The organism is Allorhizobium sp. Av2 (assembly GCF_021462805.2).
GTDB classification, from domain to species: Bacteria; Pseudomonadota; Alphaproteobacteria; order Rhizobiales; family Rhizobiaceae; genus Allorhizobium; species Allorhizobium vitis_G.
Map to the genome: position 1 here is coordinate 425,367 of NZ_CP192697.1, position 22,355 is coordinate 447,721.

The 22,355-nt window shown below is 56.6% G+C and carries 17 protein-coding genes; 8 read left to right on the forward strand and 9 right to left on the reverse strand.

What is annotated here, in order from left to right; all coding sequences use genetic code 11:
- Nucleotides 1-168 precede the first annotated feature (168 nt).
- Complete coding sequence (locus FS819_RS19900; protein ID WP_156547336.1) at nucleotides 169-1,299, forward strand: PQQ-dependent sugar dehydrogenase; 1,131 nt, start codon at nucleotides 169-171, stop codon at nucleotides 1,297-1,299.
- A gap of 16 nt (nucleotides 1,300-1,315) precedes the next feature.
- On the opposite strand, the gene FS819_RS19905 is transcribed toward FS819_RS19900, so the two are convergent.
- The 6 genes from FS819_RS19905 to FS819_RS19930 form a co-directional block, all read right to left on the reverse strand.
- Nucleotides 1,316-2,629, reverse strand: a complete 1,314-nt coding sequence (locus tag FS819_RS19905) for a glycoside hydrolase family 130 protein (protein ID WP_156547337.1) — start codon at nucleotides 2,627-2,629, stop codon at nucleotides 1,316-1,318.
- 135 nt (nucleotides 2,630-2,764) lie between these two features.
- Nucleotides 2,765-5,044: a glycosyltransferase family 4 protein gene (locus FS819_RS19910; protein ID WP_156547338.1), complete on the reverse strand. Its 2,280-nt coding sequence runs from the start codon at nucleotides 5,042-5,044 to the stop codon at nucleotides 2,765-2,767.
- A 119-nt stretch (nucleotides 5,045-5,163) separates the two neighbouring features.
- Entirely contained in the window at nucleotides 5,164-5,430 is a 267-nt protein-coding gene (locus FS819_RS19915; RefSeq protein WP_156547339.1) for a hypothetical protein, read from the reverse strand.
- 161 nt (nucleotides 5,431-5,591) lie between these two features.
- Entirely contained in the window at nucleotides 5,592-5,792 is a 201-nt protein-coding gene (locus tag FS819_RS19920) for a hypothetical protein (RefSeq protein WP_156547340.1), read from the reverse strand.
- 238 nt (nucleotides 5,793-6,030) lie between these two features.
- Nucleotides 6,031-8,187 carry a catalase gene (katE, locus tag FS819_RS19925; protein WP_156547341.1) on the reverse strand — a complete coding sequence of 719 codons (2,157 nt, stop codon included), beginning with the start codon at nucleotides 8,185-8,187 and terminating at the stop codon, nucleotides 6,031-6,033.
- Nucleotides 8,188-8,349: 162 nt separating this feature from the next.
- Complete coding sequence (locus FS819_RS19930) at nucleotides 8,350-9,954, reverse strand: inorganic phosphate transporter (RefSeq protein ID WP_156537315.1); 1,605 nt, start codon at nucleotides 9,952-9,954, stop codon at nucleotides 8,350-8,352.
- Nucleotides 9,955-10,433: 479 nt separating this feature from the next.
- Between FS819_RS19930 and FS819_RS19935 the strand changes: the two genes are divergently transcribed.
- The 5 genes from FS819_RS19935 to FS819_RS19955 all read left to right on the forward strand — a co-directional run bounded on the left by FS819_RS19935 (nucleotide 10,434) and on the right by FS819_RS19955 (nucleotide 15,576).
- The gene (locus tag FS819_RS19935; RefSeq protein WP_197434028.1) at nucleotides 10,434-11,594 is read left to right on the forward strand and encodes an ABC transporter ATP-binding protein; all 1,161 of its coding nucleotides are present in this window, start codon (nucleotides 10,434-10,436) and stop codon (nucleotides 11,592-11,594) included.
- 56 nt (nucleotides 11,595-11,650) lie between these two features.
- Complete coding sequence (locus FS819_RS19940; protein ID WP_322192600.1) at nucleotides 11,651-12,517, forward strand: carbohydrate ABC transporter permease; 867 nt, start codon at nucleotides 11,651-11,653, stop codon at nucleotides 12,515-12,517.
- A complete protein-coding gene (locus tag FS819_RS19945; RefSeq protein WP_156537312.1) occupies nucleotides 12,517-13,338 on the forward strand; it encodes a carbohydrate ABC transporter permease in 822 nt (273 codons plus the stop codon). Before FS819_RS19940 ends, FS819_RS19945 begins: the two co-directional genes overlap by 1 nt.
- Nucleotides 13,339-13,378: 40 nt before the next feature.
- Entirely contained in the window at nucleotides 13,379-14,674 is a 1,296-nt protein-coding gene (locus tag FS819_RS19950; RefSeq protein WP_156547342.1) for an ABC transporter substrate-binding protein, read from the forward strand.
- A gap of 101 nt (nucleotides 14,675-14,775) precedes the next feature.
- The gene (locus FS819_RS19955; RefSeq protein WP_156547343.1) at nucleotides 14,776-15,576 is read left to right on the forward strand and encodes a phosphodiesterase; all 801 of its coding nucleotides are present in this window, start codon (nucleotides 14,776-14,778) and stop codon (nucleotides 15,574-15,576) included.
- Nucleotides 15,577-15,693: 117 nt separating this feature from the next.
- On the opposite strand, the gene FS819_RS19960 is transcribed toward FS819_RS19955, so the two are convergent.
- From FS819_RS19960 to FS819_RS19970, 3 genes are all read right to left on the reverse strand, one after another.
- On the reverse strand, nucleotides 15,694-17,169 hold the full coding sequence (locus FS819_RS19960; protein ID WP_234624471.1) for an aldehyde dehydrogenase family protein: 1,476 nt from the start codon (nucleotides 17,167-17,169) through the stop codon (nucleotides 15,694-15,696).
- 369 nt (nucleotides 17,170-17,538) lie between these two features.
- The gene (locus tag FS819_RS19965) at nucleotides 17,539-19,005 is read right to left on the reverse strand and encodes an ROK family protein (RefSeq protein ID WP_156547345.1); all 1,467 of its coding nucleotides are present in this window, start codon (nucleotides 19,003-19,005) and stop codon (nucleotides 17,539-17,541) included.
- 14 nt (nucleotides 19,006-19,019) lie between these two features.
- Nucleotides 19,020-19,934 (reverse strand): tagatose-bisphosphate aldolase, encoded by a 915-nt coding sequence (locus FS819_RS19970; protein ID WP_156547346.1) that lies wholly within the window; start codon nucleotides 19,932-19,934, stop codon nucleotides 19,020-19,022.
- 275 nt (nucleotides 19,935-20,209) lie between these two features.
- Here FS819_RS19970 and FS819_RS19975 point away from each other — a divergent pair, with 275 nt between their 5' ends.
- Both FS819_RS19975 and FS819_RS19980 read left to right on the forward strand, forming a co-directional pair.
- On the forward strand, nucleotides 20,210-21,151 hold the full coding sequence (locus tag FS819_RS19975) for a sugar-binding transcriptional regulator (RefSeq protein WP_156547347.1): 942 nt from the start codon (nucleotides 20,210-20,212) through the stop codon (nucleotides 21,149-21,151).
- Between the two features lie 111 nt (nucleotides 21,152-21,262).
- On the forward strand, nucleotides 21,263-22,252 hold the full coding sequence (locus tag FS819_RS19980; protein WP_156547348.1) for an ABC transporter substrate-binding protein: 990 nt from the start codon (nucleotides 21,263-21,265) through the stop codon (nucleotides 22,250-22,252).
- Nucleotides 22,253-22,355 lie beyond the last annotated feature (103 nt).

Consider the following 22,355-nt stretch of genomic DNA (forward strand, 5'->3'; position numbering starts at 1 on the left):
TCTGGTTTAATCTCAACCACAACCTCCTACATTATACAAGGCGTCGTTAAAGACGGCCTTTCGTATTCCTTTTGCAAATATCTCAAGCCTCTGATGCAATTGAGATATTTGCAATGCCTTCAAGGCGAGGATGCGTTGGCGCCTGCACCTTGGTACTTGGGAGGAGACATGAAGTTTCTATCTGTGATGGTCGTCTGGGCTGTATGGATCGCCTCGGCTCACGCACAAAGCATCAATGCTGGTAATCATCCTGTCTCCTCGGCCAAGCCCTTCACTGCTAAAGAAGTCGCACGCTTCGACACCCCATGGGCGATTGCCTTTCTGCCGGATGGTCGAATGCTGGTGACGGAAAAGCCGGGCCCGATCTTTCTCGTCCTCCAAAACGGACGGAAAACGCCGGTTGCCAATGTCCCTGCCGTGGCCGCCGAAGGTCAGAACGGTCTTCTCGACATCGCCGTTTCACCGAGCTTTGAAAAGAATCGTGAGGTCTATTTTACCTATTCGGAACCAGGATCGTCCGGCAGCAGGCTTGTTCTGTCGCGCGCGCAATTGGCCGCATCCGCTACAAGCGCATCGCTGGAAGACATGAAGGTGATCTGGCGCCAGACGCCAGCTGGCGGTGGCGGGCAATCCGGCGGCATTATTGCTTTCGATCCAGACGGCACGCATCTTTACCTGACGGTCGGTGACCGTATGCGCCCGGATACGGCGCAGGACCCCGACCAGGCGCGGGGCAAACTTCTGCGGCTCAATCTGGATGGCTCGACGCCTGCGGATAATCCCTATGCGGATCAAGGCGGCGTGAAAGCCCAAACCTTCACGACCGGTCATCGCAATCCCTATGGCCTTGCCTTCGGGCTTGATGGAAAACTGTGGCTGCATGAAATGGGGCCGCGGGGTGGCGACGAGCTCAATCTGATAAAAGCCAATGGCAATTATGGCTGGCCGCTGGTGTCAAATGGCGACAATTACAGCGGCACACGGATACCGCGCCACTCGACCAGGCCGGAATTTATTGCCCCGGCTGTTTATTGGAACCCGGTGATCGCTCCGGCTGGCCTTGCGATCTATGACGGCCAGATGTTTCCGCAATGGAGCGGCTCGGCGCTGATTGGTGGCCTTGCATCCATGGCTTTGGTCAGGGTGACATTCGACGGTCAAGGTGGAGCGGAAGAGGCGGATCGTTGGGATATGGAAGCGCGCATCCGCGATGTCGCGGTTGCCCCTGATGGGGCGGTTTGGGTTATAGAAGACGATAGTGAGGGGCGTCTGTTGCGTCTGACGCCCGTCAAGGGGTGAGGCTTGTTGTTGATCGTCACCCCGTCTGCCCGGCGGGGTGCATTGAGCTCAACAGTGCGCTGATCTGCACGGTGCTGAAATTTGAATAGGTGTCCGACACGGCATAGGGCAGGGCGATGAGGTCACCGTGGCGCATGGCGCCGCAGGAATAGACGACATTGGGTACATAGCCTTCACGCTCGGTTGGCTCCGGTTGTAACAAAGGCTCGACCGTGCGCGCCAGGATGATGCTGGGGTCCTGCTTGTGGAGAAGGGTGACGCCAATCGAATAACGGCGCATCGGGCCAACCCCATGGGTAAAGAGCAACCATCCCTCATCAATCTCAACAGGCGAGCCGCAATTGCCGATCTGAACAAACTGCCAGGCAAATTCCGGCTTCATTAAAACCTGTCCCTCGTCCCAGTGATGCAAGTCGTCTGAATACAGCAGGAAGAGGTTTTCGCTGTCCTGACGGGCGATCATCGCAAAGCGCCCGTTGATGCGTCGAGGAAAAAGCGCCATGCCCTTGTTGCGGGCTGCCGGACCGCGCAGCGGCGTCAGCGTGAAACTCAGGAAATCCTGAGTTTCCAGAAGCTCAGAGCGGATCGACGAGCCACTATAGGCCGTGTAGGTGGCGAAATAGACGGTCTTGCCATCGTCATCGAAAGCCACGAACCGGGCATCCTCTATCCCGTTCGATTGGGCTTCCGTGACCGGAAAGATCACGCGCTCGCTGAGATCGCTTTCACTGTCGAAGCTTATGCCGATGCAGCCTGCCGGTGACAGGCCATCACTGGCATGGATGTGCGGCAGGCCCGCGAGGCGAACTGGCGGATCGATGGTGACAGCTCCCTCGGCATCAATCATGCCGGTTCGGAAGGTCAGTGAGGAAATATGTCCTTCGCCAACCGCCCGCAGGCTGATGATCACCCGGCAGCACCCTTGCGCCATACCGGTCTGGTCGGGATGCGCAACGATGCTCGGATTGAAGAGGGCTGCGGATTCAAACGAATATTCGTTCATGAAATACGCGCCGACCAATTGTCTTTGCTGCTGACTGAAGCTTTGATGCTGGGAGAAAGCATCCTCCATCGCATCGGCCCGCAATTCGAACTGGCGCAGCAGGTTGCGATGCCGGCCTTCGAAATTGTCGAGAATGTCACGCAGCTGGTTCGTCGTGCCAGTCGGATCGAGAGACAAGACACGGTCGACAATTTCATTGGCCCGGTTTTTATCGCGCGGGTTCAGATGGCGTGGTTCGGTCGAGGGCTTGAAGGGCCGGACGATGACACGGGTGGGATCAGGCCGGAGATAGAGGGCCTGCCGATTGAGGAGGCTTGAATTGGGCAAGGCTGATCCTTTTTTGATTGGGCGCTGGACGAGGGCTTAGAGTTTGTCAGGGAAAAGTGGTCACCGGTTTTCCCGAAAAGACAAACGAAAACAAAAAACGAGAGTCTGTCTGGTTCAATCTGAACCTGACAGACTCTAAGAAAGCTGCTGGAGCTCCGCCAGCTTCGGTGCGGCATGCGTCAGGCGGGATGCCCGGCCAACTTCAAAGCAGGAGATCAAGTAGCAGAGCACGGATTCCGCTCCCCGGTTCTCATTGGCTCGATCTGGATGCAATCCGTCCCGGCAGCTGCCGGTTTCCGGATCGACAAGGGAGAGACCGTGGTCGTTGCTGCCGGTAAACCAGGAAAATGTGCGTGTGGCGGCCTCCAGCCATGACTTGTCGCGGGTGGCGTCATAGGCCGCAAGGCAGGCGGAAATCGTCGCTGTCGCTTCCACCGGCTGCTGGTCGAAGAGCTTGGGCGCTTCGCCAACATCGAAAAAGCCGTCGGTGCCGACCGGCCGGAACTGGCCACCGGAAGCCGTCTGCTGCTGCATAAGCCAGCCTAGCGTTCTGAGGCCGGTATCAATGAGTTCGTCCGAGCCGGTTGCTATGCCTGTGGCGATCAGCGCTTGCGGAATTCGGGCGTTTTCATAGGAAAGCCCCTCTTCAAACCAATGGCGGTCGGCTGTCGATACCTCGTGTTCGAGCCTCACCAGACGGTCAGCAAGCATTATGCGCAGCTGTGCTGCGATGTCGTCCTCTGGCGTGACCCTGCAATAGGCGTCAAGGCCGATCAGGGTGAAGGCCCAGGCCCGCGGCGAGTGGAAATGGTCGACCACAGGGGCCGCCTTGGCAAACAGGGCCGCTGCCCAGTGGCGGCGCGGGCGGTCGCTGTCGGAGGAGGCGCAGATGCCGAGCGCCCAGAGCGTTCGGCCATGGCTGTCTTCAGAGCCCTTGTCTTCCAGCCACCGGCGGTCAAAGCTCATGAAGTTGCGAAACTGTTTCAGGTCGGGGTTCCAGGCATGCTGGATGAAACTGGCGAAGGAGGCAGTTCTGCTATCACGGATGCCTGTTTCTCCGGCGCCCGCCAGATGGCAGGCAAGGATCAGCGCGCGGGCATTGTCATCCACGCAGTAGCCATGCGCACGGTCCGGCACGGAGAACACCGCATGTTGGAAGATGCCGGTATCATCGCACATGGCATTGAAATGGCCGAGTTTCAAACTCGCGCCTTGCTGCGGGCGGGTCATGCTTTGCGTTATGAGGTCGCGGATCAGGCGGGGCCGGTAGGCCGCGCGCGCTGTCTCGATACTTTTCAGATAGAGCGACGCGATCTGCGGCCAGATCATCGAGCGGCCCGTCTCATAGGCGGCCTGGCGCATCGCCTGACGCGCCTGGTCGTTATCAAGCAATCGGGCAATCGCCTCACCTGTCGCCTGCGCATCGCTGAACGGGACGAGGATACCTCGGTGGTCGGCAAGAAGCTCACGGGCATGCCAGTAAGGGGTCGATACAACCGCGCTGCCCATGCCGAAACTGTAGGCGAGCGTTCCCGACGTCATTTGCGCCTCATCACGATAGGGCGTGACATACACATCGCACATGGCGATGAAATCCAGGAGCGTCGGCACATCGACGAATTGGTTGAGAAAGACGACGGATCGTTCGACGCCGAGTTGTTCGGCACGGATGCGCAGGCTGTCGCGATACGCTTCCTTTTCACGGCGTAGCAGCGTGGGATGGGTCGCTCCAAGGACGATATACAGCGCGTCGGGCTGTACCTTCAAAATGGCTGGCATGGCATCGATGACCACTTCGATGCCCTTGTTGGGCGAAAGAAGTCCAAAGGTCAGAATGATCTGCCGCCCGCTATAGCCCATCTTGCCTTTGGCAAGCTCCGGGTCGTGGAAGGCTTTGTCGGGAATGCCGTGGGCGATGACATCAATTTTGCCGGGGGCCACGCCATAGACATTTTCGAGAAACTCGCGTCCCTTGTCTGCCATGACCACCACCCGGCTCGATGCGGCGGCTACCTGTTGCAACACCCGTTTCTGGGACGGTGTCGGTTCGGCAAGGATGGTGTGAAACGTGGTGATGACGGGAATTCGCAGATGTGACAGCAGGGTGAGAATGAACTCGCCATCCGGGCCACCGAAAATACCGAACTCGTGCTGCAAGGAGACAGCCCGGTAATCTCCATTATTCAGGATACGGGCCGCGGTCACATAGTCCTCGATTTCGCCATCGCGGATGTCAAACACCACATTGGCCGGATAGGCGTAGTTCAGCTTGTCATCGGTCATCGCGATGATGCTGGTCTCGATCCCCTCTGCCGGATTGGACATGGCGTGGCTGAGGTCGGTGGTGAACGTGGCGATCCCGCACTGCCTTGGAAGCGAATTGCCGATAAATGCGATGCGCTTGGTCTTGATCATCAGAGGTTCCCTTCAGAACGCCGTCGCCGGTGGGTTGACTGCCGGCTCGTTCCCGGACTGGGAGCCTGCGATGGTGTGAACAGTGCGCGTCTTTTTGGTTCCTCGTGAACCCTGCGCGGCTATCCGGTTGCTGTGAGAGATGTCGTCCGATCCTTTTCCATGGCAGCGTCCAGATCCAAATTGTCGATGGCGACAAGGCTGGTTGTCGATCCCTTGGCAATTTCGATCAGCGTTGCCACCCGCCGGTAGGCGAGCCAGGAAATGCCGGTAATCTGCTCCTCATCATCCTTGACCTGATAGTCTCCGGCGGGCTGCGTACCCTCAAGGCCAGGAAGGGTAAAAGGACATTCGAAATGCACGATACGGCTTGTGGTTCTGGTAAACATCAATCTGGCTTCCTTGAACGGGCATGGCAGGATCATCAGGCTGGCACGGCGGTTTCGTCACGGCATGAACCGTGTTGCGCAATTTAAAAAATGCAGGCGCCGCATCTATAGAATGGGAGCTGAAATCCGGCCGTTCCGTAGCGAGGCTGAAACTGTTTTCATCAAAGGCCATCATGAGCGACAAAACGAATGCTTTTCGCAGATGGAGCCATCATAAAACGGGTGACTTTTCGGCGCAGGCCTGGTTTTGTCGTGAGAGATCTCAGGCAAGCGCTTTGTGAAGCCGTCAGTGTCAGGCCGAGGCGCACGTTGCCAATTGGCTTGAAAGCGTCGATTGACTTGAAAGGAGTGTCGGAAGACATGAGGTCCTCCTTTATTGGGGCCAGGGTGCGTGCCGCCCAGAAAATGACAGCGCCCTTACAATGGCTGACATCAGGATAGAGGTGGGGTTCTACGTCAAGATTGCAAGGAGCGATTGTGATTTATCTCGTGGCACCTCCCTCAATCACGGGACTCCAGGAGAGTCTACCCGTTTCTCGCTTGGCGTAACCGCTGACGTCAGCGGTTACGATCATTTTTTGGAGCGGAGATGGGGGTGGATCAATCGTCCAGAGGCACGGATGCTTTTCCGAGTTTTACCGAGGGCTCCCGCGCCCAGACGCGCAGTTTGCCCAGCTTTTCGATGAAATCGGCGATACCATCTCCTCCGGGAAGACCAATGGTGCCTTCATCGAGATCTTCGGTTATGCCAGCCTTCTCCAAAAGGGGCATGGCGCTTTGGGTATAACCGATGAACTTGCAGTGCTGGAAGGCATCGGCAACGAAATCCCGTGCCGTTGCTTCCTTCACAAGATCTGCCATGCCCGCATCTGAGGTCAGAAGCGCTACGGCGTCAAATAGGACAGATGGTCCTCCATCGATCATATGATGCGCTTCGATCCAGGTGCCATCGGAACCGGTCACGCCGCCAACCTTTGGCGCGATCAACTCGAAGTCGGCTTTTGCCGCGGTGACAGCGCCAGTCAGCGCCTTGAGAAGCTTCACGTCGACGCCATCGGTGATCAACACACCCAGTTTGCGGCCTTCGAAGCGCTTGGGGCCGCGCTTGATGATGCTGAGTGCAGGGGACGGCTCAAGGTCGTCGCGTGTCGGCACAGCCGCATCAGCCGGCTTAGGCATGGTTTTGAAGCCCAGTTTTTCTGCGACGGTCGTGGCGAGCGTTTCATCGATATTCATCAGATGCGCCACCATCCGCTCCCTGATAACAGGCATTTCCACCTTGCTCAGCTCGAACGTGAGAGCGGCTGCAATGTGGCGCTGTTCCGGGGGCGTCTGGCTGATATAGAATTGCCTAGCCTGGCTATAGTGATCGGCGAAGCTTTCCGGGCGCAGGCGGGCCTTGGCACCCTGTTCCTCCGCAGGGAAATGACGATAGCCGCGCGTTGGCGATTCACGCGGTCCCTCGCCGAAGGAATTCGGCTGATAATTCGCCCGACCGACCGGATTGCGCATCGCCATATGGCCATCCTGCTGGAAATGCGCGAAAGGACACTTTGGTGCATTGATTGGCAGATGCGTGAAGTTCGGTCCGCCCAGACGTTTCAGCTGGGTATCGAGATAGGAGAAGTTACGGCCTTGCAGCAAAGGGTCGTTGCTGAAATCGATCCCCGGCGGGACATTCTGCGTCATGAATGCCACTTGCTCGGTCTCCGCAAAGAAGTTGTCCGGCATCCGATCCAGCACCAGACGACCGATTGCCTTCGGCGGCAGGATTTCTTCCGGGATGATCTTTGTCGGATCGAGCACGTCGAAATCAAAGCTGTCGGCAAACTCCTGATCGAAAAGCTGGACCTGCAATTCCCATTCGGGGAAGTTTCCTGACTGGATCGACTGCCAAAGATCGCGCCGATGGAAGTCCGGATCGGCACCATTGATTTTGACCGCTTCGTTCCAGGCCACCGATTGAAGACCGAGCTTTGGCTTCCAGTGAAACTTGACGAAGGTGGACTTGTCATTGGCATTGACGAAACGGAACGTGTGGACGCCGAAACCTTCCATGAAGCGGAATGACCGTGGGATTGTTCGATCTGACATAGTCCACATGATCATGTTCATGCTCTCGGGCGTCAGAGAGATGAAATCCCAGAAATTGTCATGGGCGGTTTGTGCCTGGGGGAATGCCCGGTCCGGCTCCTGTTTGGCGGCGTGGATAAGATCGGGAAACTTGATGGCATCCTGAATGAAAAACACCGGGATGTTGTTGCCAACCAGATCCCAGTTGCCTTCCTTCGTGTACATTTTCACCGCAAAGCCGCGTACGTCGCGGGCAAGGTCGGCTGAGCCCTTGTTTCCCGCTACCGTCGAAAACCGAACGAAAACAGGGGTTTTTTCACCGGGCCGCTGGAACACGTCGGCGCGCGTATAGTCCGCCAGGGGCTCGTAGGTTTCGAAGTAGCCATGGGCACCGTAGCCGCGGGCATGAACAACGCGCTCTGGAATGCGCTCATGGTCGAAATGGAAAATCTTTTCTCTGAAATGGAAATCATCAACGACAAGCGGGCCGCGATCACCGACGCGAAGGGAGTTCTGATCGTCTGCGACAGGTCCGCCTTGTGCAGTGGTCAAAATCGCATCGCCTTCGGCGATCTGGTGAAGCTCGCCACCCTTGCCGCGCACAAGTTTCTGATCGTGGATGGTGGCCTCATTCGAGATTGCAGCCGCATTCTTGCCTGTGGTTTGGGACCGTTGCTTTGGCATATTCTCTCCGCGATTTTGTTGATGTACAAAAGCGAACTGAATACGCAGCTGTTGGTTCCATTATTTTCATCCGCAACCGGTCACAATGCGACGCGCACATCTGCCGCGTCGCATTCCGTCACCATCAGAAATGGTCCCAGGCTCTCTCTGTTTGGGGTGGCTTCAAAACACTTGGCGCAGGACCACGTAAAGCACAAAGGCGATGGCAATCGAGGCAGGGAGTGTCAAGACCCAGGCCATCAGCATATTGCGGACCGTGGACCATTGCAGGCCCGAGCCGTTGGCGGTCATGGTGCCAGCCACACCTGATGACAGGACATGGGTTGTCGAAACCGGCAGGCCGAAATGGTCGGCGGCCCCGATCGTGACCATGGCGACGATTTCAGCGGCTGCACCCTGGCCATAGGTGAGATGGGTTTTGCCGATTTTTTCGCCGACAGTAACGACGATGCGCCGCCAGCCGATCATCGTTCCCAGGCCAAGCGCCAGGGCCACAGCAACCTTCACCCAGGTCGGAATGAACTTCGTCGCATTGTCGACCGCCTTGTGATAGGCGCTGACCGCAGCAAGATCGCTTGCCTCCATCGGCAGCAGCTTCTGCTTGTCGATCAGCTTCAAGGCCTCACCGATCAGATAGATATCGTTTCTGATATTTTGCACCAGATGGCTCGGGACTGCTTCCAGGGTTGGAAAAGCGGCGACTTCCGCGCTTGTCGCGTGGATATATTGCTGGAGGGCGAAGGTCGTGGTCTCGTTCCAGGTCTTGGTCTTGACGGCATCCGCGACGGTGGCTTTTGCATCTGCAACCGACACACCCGGCTTGATATATTTGCCGAGCGCGGTCTCGACCTGCGCCGAAGAGGATTTATAGGCTTCGAGATAATTCACATCCGGTGTGCGGTTGAGGGCGAAGGCGGTCGGCACCAGGCCGATCAGGATCAGCATGATCAGGCCCATGCCTTTCTGACCGTCGTTCGATCCATGCGCAAAACTGACGCCGGTGCAGGTGAAGATCAGCAGGCCTCTGATCCAGAGCGGCGGCGGCTGATTGGTTTTCGGCTCCTGGTAAAGCGCCTTGTTCTTCACGAACAGTTTCATGGCCAACAGCAGGATTGCGGAAAAGCCAAAGCCGATCAGCGGTGAGATCAACAGGGACAGGCCAATATTGGTCGCTTGCGACCAGTCGACGCCACTCGTTGCCGAACCCGCCGGTGCCAGAAACTGATTGGCGAGACCGACACCGATAATCGAGCCGACCAGGGTGTGGGAACTGGAGGAGGGCAGGCCCAGATACCAGGTGCCGAGGTTCCAGACGATGGCGGCGATCAGCAGGGCAAACACCATGGCAAGGCCGGAGCCTGAGCCAACCTGAAGGATCAGTTCCACCGGAAGAAGGGAAAGAATGCCGAAGGCGACAGCGCCGCTCGATGTCAGAACGCCTAGGAAATTGAAGAATCCCGACCACATGACCGCGAATTCAGCGGGCATCGAGCGTGTGTAGATCACGGTGGCGACGGCATTCGCCGTATCGTGGAAGCCGTTGACGAACTCAAACCCAAGCGCGATCATAAGCGCCAGGCCAAGCAAAATCCACGGAACCGCGACAGTGCTGGTGAGGTCCTGACCAAGCGCATAGGCGATATATCCAAGTCCAAGCAACAGCACGACACCGAAGACCGGTAAGAACCACTTGCCTGTTCCATGGGGTCGATCGAGAGGATGGCTCGTGCTGTTTATCTGCGAACTTGAAGATGCTAATTCAGCCATTCCAGATCCTCACATTTGATATCTGTCATTTGTTGAGAAGTTTTGGGGCCTTTGAATGAACCTTTCATGACACCAACGGTCTGTCGGCTTCAAAGTGAACCGGGCAGATCGTTTGTATCTCCGATGTCATTTGTGTTTTTTGCAAAATCAGTGTTCCGCTTTTCCTTAAGGCAAAATCTAAATCGCCAGAGGGTTTCCGCTTCGATGAAAATGCTCCGACAGGAGCGAAACTGCGTTACCAGTTGCGAAGAACAAAACAGTTCGGGGCATTGAATGATAGCGACGAATACAACTTAAAATGTTATTCGAACTCTGACCTCTCGAAATCGAATGGTCTTTTTTGTTCTTCTGTTTCAAAAGGCATTGGGCGAAAATATATTTATTATCACTTCGTCTGGATCTTTCACTAAACCTTCGCAGATCCGTTGTTTGGCTGTCATAATGCCGCCCCATTACACGCTCCGTCGAAGGAGCGCATAATGATGCAACATTCTCTAAAACTGGCTGGAATTGGAAAAAGCTTCGCGGCTGACGATATTCTGAAGAATATTGATCTCGATGTGCATCCTGGCGAGTTCCTGTCGCTTGTTGGCATGTCCGGCTGTGGCAAGTCGACCCTGCTGCGGATCATTGCTGGATTGGAGCGGCCCGATCGCGGTCAGGTTCTGATCGATAATTCGGATGTGACCGACATGGATCCGAGCGACCGCAATCTGGCGATGGTGTTCCAGTCCTATGCGCTCTATCCCCACATGACCGTGCGGCAGAACATCGCCACACCGCTGCGGATGCGGCGTTTGTCGCTTGCGGGTCGATTGCCGCTGATCGGGCGTCTGGTCGCGCCTTCCGAGATTGTCAAGGACATCAAGCGCAGCGTTGAAGAGGCTGCGGAGACATTGCAGATTGCGCATCTTCTGGATCGCAGACCTGCCCAGCTTTCAGGTGGCCAGCGGCAGCGTGTAGCATTGGCGCGGGCGCTGGTGCGTTCGCCTGCTGCCTTCTTGATGGATGAGCCACTTTCCAATCTCGATGCCAAGCTTCGCGCCCATATGCGCGAAGAGCTTGCGGGCCTGCATCGCCGCCTTGGCGCTACCTTCATCTATGTCACCCATGATCAGATCGAGGCCATGACCATGTCGGATCGTGTCGCGCTGATGCATGAGGGCCGGATTGAGCAATTGGGTACACCCGATGAACTGTACCACCGCCCAGCGACATTGACGGTGGCGCGCTTCATCGGCACCCCCGCAATCAATCTTCTGCCTGTCGTGATCGGCGTCCAGGGGCAGGTCACCGTTTTCGGAAAGGACCTTGACCTTAGGGCAACCGAACAGGCTATCGGACCAGCAACGCTTGGCCTTCGGGCCGAAGACCTGAGAGCCCAAGATCTGTGGGCGGGCGGCAACGGCTTTGCCGTGCGCGTCCAGCGCAGCGAGACCCATGGCGCAGACCGTTTCGTAACCTGCCACCTTGTCGATGACGAGACGGTCGTGCTGACAATGCGGCAAAATGCCAGAGAGGCCATTGGTGCTGACGCACATGGTCTGATGACCATTGGCTTTGCACCGGAGCGTGCTCATCTGTTTGGCGCAGATGGCACGCGCTGCACCGTTTCTGTTCGTGAACAGGTGGCGGCATGAGCGCCGTCTCGTCCTCCACCGTGCTTGCGGCCAAACCTGTTGCGATCCGTCGGACAATGGAGCGCAGGATGGTCCGCCGTGGCCTGTTGTTTGCCGCGCCGGCCGGTCTGCTGCTTCTAGCGATCTATATCATTCCGATGCTGGTGCTGGCCGCTTTTTCGGTGACGGATTATCAGCTCGGTGCTCTCACCATTCACTTTGTCGGGCTCGGAAATTTCATCAAGGCCTTTCACGATCCCGTCTTCACGCGTGCGGTGATCAACACGGCGATCTACGCCGTGATCGTCATTCCCTTCGGCGTGTTCCTGGCGCTCGGCGTGGCGCTTCTGGTTCATAATCGCAAGCGCAGCCGGGCCTTCTGGGAAGTCGCCTATTTCCTTCCGGTTACCGCGACGCTCGTGGCGATGGCGACGGTCTGGCAATTCCTGCTGCACCCCTCACTCGGGCCGGTGAATGCGGCAATCAAATGGCTGGGCTTCGAGCCCGTCGCCTTCCTGTCCAATCCGATGCTGCTCATTCCAACCATGGCATGGATTGGCATCTGGCAGGTTCTTGGCTTCAACATGGTGCTGTTTCTTGCCGGGCTGACGGCTATTCCCAAGGATTTGCACGAGGCCGTTCGGCTGGACGGTGCCAAAAATGCCATCGACCGGTTTTTCACCGTCACCTGGCCCATGCTGGGACCGACCACCTTGTTCGTGGTCGTCACAACCTCGATCTCGGCTTTCAAGGTGTTCGAAACGGTTGCGGTGCTGACCAAGGGCCGTTCGGGGTCGGAAACCCTGCTGTTCGATCTCTATCTCGAAGGGTTCGAGTATTCGAATACCGGTTACGCCGCTGCTTTGACACTGCTCTTCCTCGCCATCGTCCTGATCCTGTCGATTGGCCAGACGCTGCATATGGACCGGAAGGTACATTATTGATGACCCGGCTTCGTACCTATCTTCCGCACGTCGTTTTGGCTGCCGGTGCTTTCGTCATGCTCTTGCCATTCTACTGGATGGTTTTGACTTCGATCCGTTCGCCATCGGAAATATTCAATGTTTCCCTCTGGCCGATCCCGGAACAATTCGAGGGTGTGGAAAACTACGCAAGGGCTGCCAGTCAGGTGCCGATGGCACGCTTCATGCTGAATGGCGTCATCGTCTGTTTTGGCATCCTGTTCGTCCAGGTCCTGACCGCTGTTCCCGCAGCCTATGCTTTGGCTAAACTTCGCTTTCCGGGGCGAAAACTGTTGTTGACGCTGGTGATTGCCGCGCTCTGCGTGCCGATCCAGGCACTGGCCTTGCCTCTCTTCGTCGGACTGGCGAAGGCGCAACTCCTCAACACCTATTTCGCCATGATGGCACCCTTCTTCCTGTCGGTTTTTGCAATCTTTCTGTTTCACCAGTCCTTCCGCAGCTATCCCGATGAAATCATCGAGGCGGCACGGATGGATGGTTTTTCCGAGATGGAAATCTGCTGGGGCCTGGTCTTGCGCGGCTCACTGCCGTCGCTTGCGGCGTTTGCAGTCTTTTCGCTGGTTGCCCACTGGAATGATCTCTATTGGCCGATGATCGTGATTTCCGACACCAATCTGGCTCCTCCGCCTCTGGGCATGCTGTTGTTCGCGGATGTCGAATCCGGCGCGAATTACGGTGCGCTTATGGCTGGCGCCACACTAATTACCGCGCCGATGGTGCTGTGCTTCCTCCTGGCACGGCGGCACTTCATCGCGGGTATCACCATGACCGGCGTCAAGTGACGTCGCTCACATGCTCCTCCCAACCCTTCCGGAGACGACAATGAAAATGAACCGACGCACCGTGGTGAGCGGTCTGGCTTTCGGCCTGGCTGCTGCCGGTCTTTCCACGCCCGTGCTGGCTGCTGACGAAGTCACGCTCAACGTGCTTTACAATCTGCCTGGCTTCACGAAATTCCATCAGCCGCTGGCCGATGCGTTCATGAAGAACAATCCCAATGTAAAGATCAATTTTCTGGCACCCGCTCCAGGCTATAACGAGGGTCAGCAGCAGGTCCTGCGGGCCGCTGTGACCGGCAATCTGCCCGATGTTTATTTTTCGGGCTTCAACCTGACCGCTGAACTCGTTCACACGCTGGCGCCCCGCAACCAGATCACCGATCTGGCGCCGTTCATCGCAGCGGAAGGCGGCCAGACCTTCCTCGACAAAAATTACAACTCGAAAATGGCGGCTCTCGGCCAGATCGATGGCAAGCAATACGGCCTGCCCGTCAATGCCTCCTCGCCAATCATCTATATCAATGCTGACCTGGTAAAGAAGGCTGGCGGCGATCCGGACAATATGCCGAAAACCTTTCCCGAACTGATCGCGCTGGCCAAGAAGATCCACGCGCTCGATCCGAAAATTGCCGGTATGGGTTACGACATCAATGGTTGGCCGGATGATTGGCTTTGGCAGGCATTGATTCTCGAGCAGGGCGGCACATTGGTCAATGAAAAGACCAAGACTGTGGCTTTTGACAACGAGATTGGCCTCAATGCTCTGAAAATGGTTCGCCAGTTCGTGACCGAGGGTGGTCAGACCCTGCTCGACTGGGACCAGTCCCGTCAGCAATTCGGTGCCGGTCTCACCGGTTTCATCTTCTCGACACCGGCGCATGTGCAGACGATCGAAGGACTGGTGGGCGACCGTTTCAAGCTGAAGACGGCAACCTTCCCGCTGGACAACCCGGAAAAGGGTGGCGTGCCGACGGGCGGCAACTCAGCCGTGATCCTGACGCAGGACAAGGCCAAGCAGGACGCCGCCTGGAAATATCTGAAATGGATCACCGGTCCTGAGGCCCAGAACACCATCGTGCGGATCACCGGCTATCTGCCGACCAACAAGCTTGCAACTGGGCCGGACTATCTCGCGCCTTATTATGCCGAGCATCCGAATGTAAAGACCGCCTCGCTCCAGGCAGACCGGTCCTTGCCGTGGGCCGGTTACCCAGGCGGCGACTCCGTTCGCGTCTGGCGCACCCAGCGCGACATTATCGGCACGGTCATGCGTGGTGAAGTGACGCCGGAGGTTGGCCTGAAGCAGATGGTCGACCAGACCAACGCATTGTTGAAATAGCCAATCGTTCAGGGCATCGACGATGCTTGTGCATCGTCCTTTTGAAGAACGGCAAAGCTGCGGGGAATGTTCTCCGCAGCTCTTTTCCAGAAAGACCGATAATGAAGATCATCCAGATCACCGATACCCATCTCATGCCACCGGGCATCGTCGTCAACGGCGTCGATCCTGAAAAGCAACTGCGTGCGGCGGTGGGTGACATTGTTGAAAAGCATGCCGATGCAGATCTTCTGGTGATGACCGGGGATCTCTGCAATCACGGCGATCCCGAGGCCTACGAACTTCTACGCGAAATTCTGGCGCCGGTACCCTTCGACATCCGCCTGATGCTTGGCAACCATGATCGCAGGCCGGAATTCCAGGCGGCTTTTCCAGCCCAGCCATGTGATAGCAATGGTTACATCCAATCCTTTGCGGATACGGAATTCGGACGGTTGCTGTTTCTGGACAGTCATGAAGCGGGTGTCATCGGCGGCATGTACGGTGCCGACCGCCTTGCATGGCTCGATACTACCTTGGAAAGCGCTGGCGATTTGCCCGTCACGGTTTTCATCCATCATCCACCGATGGATTGCGGTATCAGGCATTTCGAAAAGATCGGCCTGCATGACGATGGCGCGCTGATGCGCCGCCTTAGCACCCATCGGCCAGGTATCCGTCATATTGTGTTCGGCCATATCCATGTGCCGCTTGCCGGCACAAGCGCTGAAGGCATCAGCTATAGTTCCGGTCAGGCCTGCGCGCACCGCTTCATCACCGATCTCGATGCGCCCGACCCGCTCTGGACCGGCGGCAATCCCTGTTATCGGATCATCTGCCTTGATGATCACGGACTGCGTGCCTATGGCGCCGAAGTGGGGGAGGCTATCTTCGGGCAAGCGTCCATTTGCGAAGGACCGTGATCTAATTCCTGCCAATCATTTCAGGATAAATCGCGGGTAGTCGTTTTTCTCTGCTCGCATTTTTTAAAATCTGAAAACCGCACCGCTGTCTCCAGCGGTGCGGTCTTCGTTATCGAATTATCGCTGTACCGAAATGAAATGATCCGTGGTGAACTCTTCAACGGCCCATTTGCCGTTAAAGCGTCCGAGACCGGAGTTTTTCTCTCCACCAAACATCACATGCGGATAGTCATGGATGGTGATGTCGTTGATATGGGACATTCCAGCCTCAATCTGCTGAGCAAAGGCCAATCCACGGACCTCGTCACGGGTGAAGACGGCGCTGGAAAGGCCAAATTCGGTGTCATTGGCGAAGGCCAAAGCCTGGGCTTCATCTTGAGCGCGGATGATCGGTGCGACTGGGCCGAAGATCTCATTGCGGGCGAAGTCGGAATCATTGGTCACGTCGGCGAAGACATGCGGTGCGACCACCCGTCCCTCGATTGGGCCGGATACGCATTCGCGGAAGCCGCTGTCGCGCGCGCGCGCAATGCTTGCGGTGACGCTGCGCAGCTGGCTGTCGTTGCAGAGCGGGCCGATCAAGGTATCCGGCTCGTTCGGGTTTCCGAATTTGATCGTCTTTACCGCAGCAGTAAACGCCTCGACGAAGTTCTCATAAATCGAGGCATCAACGATGATGCGGTTCGTGCTCATGCAGATTTGGCCTTGATGCATGAAGCGGCCGATCAGGGCTGCTCCCACTGCCTTTTCCAGGTCGGCATCATCGAGAACCACCAGCGGTGCATTGCCGCCAAGCTCAAGGCCTACACGCTTGAGCAGGGAGGATTCACCCGCCACCTGGGCGATATGGCGTCCGACAGGTGTGGAGCCGGTAAAGGTGAGGACGCGAGGAACCGGATGACGCGAGAAAGCGTCGCCGATGACGCTCGAGCTACCGACCACGACATTGAGCAAGCCTGCGGGCAGGCCAGCTTCCTCATAGATCTTGGCCAACAGAAGGCCGCCTGTGACCGGCGTGTCGTTCGATGGTTTCAAAACCACGGCATTTCCAAGCGCAAGCGCTGGCGCCACAGAACGGTTCGACAGATGCAGCGGAAAATTCCACGGGCTGATGACGCCGACGACGCCGACGGGCTTTTTGTAAACCCGGGCTTCCTTGCCTGGCTTGTCGACTGGAATGATATGTCCCTGGGCGGCAGCGGGCAAGGTGAAGGCTTCCAGCATGCCAGCGCGCACCGCGCCCCATTCTATGCCAGCTTTGATGCGCGTACTGCCGGATTCACGGATAATCCAGCTAATGATTTCTTCCTTGCGGGCGTCAAGAATCGAGACCGCTCTCAGGAACACCGCTGCGCGCTCGCTCGGCAATACCCGCGCCCATTCGGTTTGGGCAGCCTTGGCTGCACCGAATGCACGATCGAGGTCACCAAGACTTGCCTGGGCGATTTCCGCCACAACCGTATCATCGTAAGGATTACGATCGATGGCGGTGTTTCCCTCGGTGCCTTCCACCCAGCGACCGGCAATATACTGTCCGGAAAACCCTTCATAGGCCTGTGGTTGGAATGCGGACTGACCAATATTCTGTTGCAAGACGTCTCCTCCTCTTGCCGGTTTTACGCGCCTTCGCCACGCCAATGCCGCCAGCATAGGATGGCGGTAAACGAAGGCGGTCTATCTCTTTGCGGCGGCAAGAATACGGCGAAAGCCTCAGTCAATCAATATGAATTATTGATTTATGATAAAAATGGTAATTCATAATTTTTATTGTATCAATAAATGATTTTATAAAGCGCTCAGTCCGTTGTCTTTTATGCTCTCGCTTTTTAAAGACTCATAGTCTGGGCGCTTTATCCGTTTCTTAGAGTTTGTCAGGGAAAAGTGGAAACCGGTTTTCCCGAAAAGACAAGCGAAAACAAGAAAATCTAGTGTCTGTCTGGTTCAATCTGAACCTGACAGACACTAGACGAAATCGGTTCTGGATAGTTCCGCCGTGTTTTCAAAGGCATTCTCCACCCAATCCAGAATAGTTTTTACGTCCTTTGGTTGCGTCGTGTCGATATTCAAAGCCGGGCCAAGCCCGATGGGTTTCGCACGCTGCGCAAGTTCGATAAGTTCCGGGATATAGGATGCGCCGGGATGACCGGGAAGGCGATTTTCAAGCCTTGATCTATAGCGCTCGCCTATCGTCTCGGCGGGGGCGTGGCACCAGAGTTCAACGATCTGCGTGATGCCGGCCATGGCGATATGCTGTTGCAGAACATCTGCTGGCTGAAATCCAAACCAGGCATCAACGATGAAGGTAGTTCCCGGAGCGGCAGCGCGGATGATGGAGAAAATCGACTTGTAGCTCGCGCGTCCCAAGAGGCGATTGAAGGGCCGGTCCACATTGTCCATCAATTCCAGGAAAGGGTTCTTGATCTCATCCAGGCTCAATACTTGCCAGCCGGTTTCACCGGCGATTTTATGGGCGATCGCGCTTTTGCCGGAGGCGGGTACGCCGTTTACCATGACCAGTCTCTTGTCAGGGGCAGATTTTCCATGATGGCCAGCGTTGATGAGATCGAAGGCCGCCAGCCCGCAGCCGATGACACCGGCATCGTCGTCGAGGAGTGCTCCCCGAATATCCGCTTCATACCAGGTCTCGCTGCGAGGCAGAAAATTCAGGGCAGCTAAGGCTGCCTTGCCCATGCCTCCACCAAGCAGAACCACGTCTGGGTCGAAGGCGGCGGAGAGCGTGTTAATGGCTGACTTCAGGGGCGCGGCCCATGCCGTCATCACCTGCAAGGCAGCCTCATCTCCTGCTTGCGCAAGCGCCAGGATGGCTTCAAATCGCGTTTCAGGTGCGTAGCCTGCCTCGCGGAGATGACGTTGCAAGGCGGTTCCTGAGGATTCCGTTTCAATACAGCCGCGTTGACCGCAGGGACATGGTTGGCCATGGAGATTGACGACAAGATGGCCCAATTGACCAGCGCATCGTCTGCCATTGACGATCCGGCCATTTTCCATGACGGCGCCGCCAATCCCGGTTCCGATGGTCAGCATGACCGAACTGTTCATTCCCCGCGCCGCGCCCACGCGGGCCTCGCCAATCAGGGCCATGCTGCAATCATTTGCAACGGTTACCGGACGAGCTGATGTCGCTGACATCTCAGATTGGAGATCACAGCCGGATAGATTCAGAAATCCGCCCGATATGATCTTTCCCGTCCAGCCATCGACGCGGCCGGGTATTCCTATTCCAATCGCCGCGGCGTGCGCACCGTCCATCCCGTGGATCAGGCTCTTTATAAGAGTAACGGCCTTGGATGGGTCACGGCTGCCTGTAACCGACGTCTTACGGATGATTTCGCCTTTTGGCGAAATCTGTGCCGCACGCATGTTGGTTCCGCCGACATCGATGCCGATAGAGAACAATTGAAGAGACATGACATCCGCCGATCTTACGCCGCAACTCTCTGCTTGTTACGGTAGCGCCCGATAATGTCTTGAATATCATGCAATCGAGACACGGCAATTGTCGAAAGCTTCTGTTGTGAGACATTTCGGTCAAGGTCGATGCAGTCTTTCCAAAGGGAGCGGCCAGCGATGACGCCGGAGGCGCCGTTCTTCATGGCGGCCTCGACCTGGTGAAGAAAGGTTTCATGATCGACGCCAGCCGAAAGCACGGCCCAAGGGACGTCACCGGCAACCTTCGTGACTTCGGCGCAGGCTTGTTCAGAGCCGGGATAAGGAATTTTCAGAACTTTGGACCCCAGCTCCAGGCAGGCGCGTGAGCCTTCGACAATAAGTTGCGGAATCTTGGCCTGATAGTCCTCGCGGCTTTCGCCCTCAAGCTGGTAGGTCAGGAATTCCACGACCAGAAGAAAGTCCTCGCGGGCGAAATCCTCTATGGTCCTCTTCAGGGTTTCAAGGTTTGCAACATTGGCCGCCGGGGTATCCATCCGCAGATAGACCATGACCTTGCCGCCGGTGGCCCCAAGGGCGCGAACGCGCCGCGCATCGACACCTTCCACCATCTTGGAAATGCGATAGCCTTCTGGCGACGTGTCCCATCCGGAGGCATCGATGCCGATCAGAAGGGCCGTATCCCTTGGAAGGATGTCGTTGTCGATCAGCCCGGGTACGGCACAGATGGGGTCAACGAGCACGCAGCCGGCATGAGAGGCGAGATAGCGTGCAATATCAGCCTTGGTTTCTCCCAGAATATCATTGCCGATTTTTGCCTGTTCTTCCGGGGTCGCGGCAAGAATGGAGCGCATACCGCCGCGCTGGTCGCATGCAATAACCATCATGGATCCGCTACCGTCGCAAATTTGATGGTATCCGCGTCGTTCTGCCGTCGTCATTGCCGTCATGTGTCCACTCCGAAAGAAATTGCAGGCAAAAGCGGACAGCGCAAAGCTTTAGCCATGCGCGGGCTCTCCTGCGTCAGGTGATTTGATGATGCCTTGAAAGTCGCAGGGCCTTGGACGTCATAGGGCCTGGGAAGTCACAGGGAAGGGCGCCGTATTGCATTGAGTCCGGAGCCGTTTCAGTGTAGCCTTCCCGCTTCGTGTAACACATTTCAGAAAGGAATTGCAAGCTGCTTCCGCAAACTTCACAGGATACGGCGTCCCGGGCGACATTGCATATGGTCGCAAAGCTGCATTACGAAGCGGAGATGTCTCAGGTTGAGATCGCGCGCAAGCTTGGAATCTCGACCGCGACCGTCTCTCGTTTGCTTCAACGGGCCAGGGCGCTTGGGATCGTCAAGATCGAGGTGCTTGACCTTGTCTCGCCCGCCGGTCTGACCCAGGAATTGATCGAGGCGCTGTCCCTGAAGAGGGCGGCGGTGATCGATACCCCATCGACAGGTGTTCTGGGTGCGCTGGCAAAGCCGCTGGGCGATTTGCTGAAGGAAGAAGGCCTGGCCGCAGGGTCGGTCATCGGTATCGGTTGGGGTCGTGCCATACGTGAGGTTATTGCCGCAGGCTTGCCGCGCATACCCGACATTATCGCCGTCGCGTTGAACGGCGGTCTCCAGCAATCAGCGCCGCATTTCCAGATTAGCGAATTCGTCCGCCAGGCCGCTGATCAACTGGGTGGCAGCGCCCATTTCCTGCATGCGCCTTATCTTTCCTCGGCAGAATTGAAGGATGCTTTTCTTGCCGATGCATTCGTGCAGGAAACAACGAAACTTTGGGATCGCCTGGATTGCGCGATTGTCGGCATAGGGCTGCCGCATGCAATCAATCCGCCTGAGGCGAGTGCCGCGACAGTGAATGAGCGCGCCATTGGAGGCGCGGTTGGTGACGTCATCAGACATTATGTCGATATCAACGGCAAGCTTTTGTCCTGGGATGGGGAAGAGCGAATGATTGCAGCATCCAGCCAGCAGCTTTGCAAAGCCAAACTGTCTATCGGTGTGGCCGCAACCGTTGAAAAAGCAGCTGGAATCATCGGCGCTGTTCGGTCTGGAATGATCAATTCCCTGGTTACCGACGCCAATACCTGCATCGCAATTCTCAATCTTCTCCAGCAGGATACGCCTTCCCAGGCTGCGGAAAAACAGACGAAAGCGAAAAAGAAATAAGTTTCTGAAAAAAATTTCTTGACGGCGAACTGAAAACGGCGTGATGATGCTGTCGTGAATTGAATGCTTAATTCACGGGAGATGACTGTTTCGATTTGGGAGGAGAGAAACATGGAACGTCGGCATTTTCTTCAATCTGCGACCGCGCTTGCCTTGTCCGCACCGGCTGTTTTGGCTGTCTCGCGTGCTCAGGCCGAAAATAAAAAATTCAGAATTGCGCTGATTCCAGGTCTGACGACCGATGCGTTTTATATCACGATGCATAAGGGCGCAGAAGCCGCAGCAGCTGCCATTGGCGCGCAGATTATTTTTCAAGGCGCTCCAGATTTCAACCCTGTGACACAGGTTCCGGTTCTTGATGCGGTCATTGCGAAAAAGCCGGATGCCATTCTCATCGCTCCCACCGATACGACCCAATTGGTGCAGCCTCTCAAAAAAGCTGCGGATGTCGGCATTCCGCTGATCACGGTCGATACATTCATCGGGACCGGTGACTATCAAACCGGCGCAGGGGACGGGGATTTTCCGTTGTCCTATATCGCATCCGACAATGTTCTGGGCGGCGAAATCGCAGCGCGCTCTCTGGCGTCGGCCATTGGTGACAAAGGCAAGGTCTACGTCTCCAACGTCAAGCCCGGAGTGTCGACGACGGATCAGCGTGAGCAGGGGTTCAAATCCGAGATGGCCAAACATCCCGGCATCACGGTTCTCGAAACGCAGTTCAATGACAATGATGCCAACAAGGCTGCGTCCCAACTCCAGGCGGTTTATGCCCGCAATCCTGATTTGGCCGGTGTCTTCGGTGCCAATCTGTTTTCCGGGCTTGGATCGGCGAACGGTGTCCAGCAGGCTGGCCAATCCGGCACAATCAAGGTTGTGGCGTTCGACGCACCAGGGTCGGTGGTGGACAATTTGAAATCCGGCCTTATCGATTTTGCAATCGCTCAGCATCCTGCGGAAATCGGCTATTACGGGGTGATCTCCGCCTATGCGCACCTGACCGGGCAGTCCATCCCAACCAAGATTGGGACTGGCTTTACGGTCATCAACAAGAGCAACGTGACTGATCCAGCCATCGCTCGGTTCATCTACGCTGAATAGACCTCCACGGCCTCGTTAAAACGTCAGCCAAGGCTGATCGGACGCCAGGATAAGCGTCCAAATCCCTTTATTGGCAGCTGACCAGAACTCAGGATGGAATTCA

What these genes read in the sequence shown, in the direction of transcription:
- FS819_RS19900 (WP_156547336.1), top strand. Translation starts at nt 169, where the DNA reads ATGAAGTTTCTATCTGTGATGGTCGTCTGGGCTGTATGGATCGCCTCG.
- FS819_RS19910 (WP_156547338.1), bottom strand. Translation starts at nt 5,044, where the DNA reads ATGATCAAGACCAAGCGCATCGCATTTATCGGCAATTCGCTTCCAAGG.
- FS819_RS19915 (WP_156547339.1), bottom strand. Translation starts at nt 5,430, where the DNA reads ATGTTTACCAGAACCACAAGCCGTATCGTGCATTTCGAATGTCCTTTT.
- FS819_RS19920 (WP_156547340.1), bottom strand. Translation starts at nt 5,792, where the DNA reads ATGTCTTCCGACACTCCTTTCAAGTCAATCGACGCTTTCAAGCCAATT.
- katE (WP_156547341.1), bottom strand. Translation starts at nt 8,187, where the DNA reads ATGCCAAAGCAACGGTCCCAAACCACAGGCAAGAATGCGGCTGCAATC.
- FS819_RS19930 (WP_156537315.1), bottom strand. Translation starts at nt 9,954, where the DNA reads ATGGCTGAATTAGCATCTTCAAGTTCGCAGATAAACAGCACGAGCCAT.
- FS819_RS19935 (WP_197434028.1), top strand. Translation starts at nt 10,434, where the DNA reads ATGATGCAACATTCTCTAAAACTGGCTGGAATTGGAAAAAGCTTCGCG.
- FS819_RS19940 (WP_322192600.1), top strand. Translation starts at nt 11,651, where the DNA reads ATGGAGCGCAGGATGGTCCGCCGTGGCCTGTTGTTTGCCGCGCCGGCC.
- FS819_RS19945 (WP_156537312.1), top strand. Translation starts at nt 12,517, where the DNA reads ATGACCCGGCTTCGTACCTATCTTCCGCACGTCGTTTTGGCTGCCGGT.
- FS819_RS19950 (WP_156547342.1), top strand. Translation starts at nt 13,379, where the DNA reads ATGAAAATGAACCGACGCACCGTGGTGAGCGGTCTGGCTTTCGGCCTG.
- FS819_RS19955 (WP_156547343.1), top strand. Translation starts at nt 14,776, where the DNA reads ATGAAGATCATCCAGATCACCGATACCCATCTCATGCCACCGGGCATC.
- FS819_RS19965 (WP_156547345.1), bottom strand. Translation starts at nt 19,005, where the DNA reads ATGTCTCTTCAATTGTTCTCTATCGGCATCGATGTCGGCGGAACCAAC.
- FS819_RS19970 (WP_156547346.1), bottom strand. Translation starts at nt 19,934, where the DNA reads ATGACGGCAATGACGACGGCAGAACGACGCGGATACCATCAAATTTGC.
- FS819_RS19975 (WP_156547347.1), top strand. Translation starts at nt 20,210, where the DNA reads ATGGTCGCAAAGCTGCATTACGAAGCGGAGATGTCTCAGGTTGAGATC.
- FS819_RS19980 (WP_156547348.1), top strand. Translation starts at nt 21,263, where the DNA reads ATGGAACGTCGGCATTTTCTTCAATCTGCGACCGCGCTTGCCTTGTCC.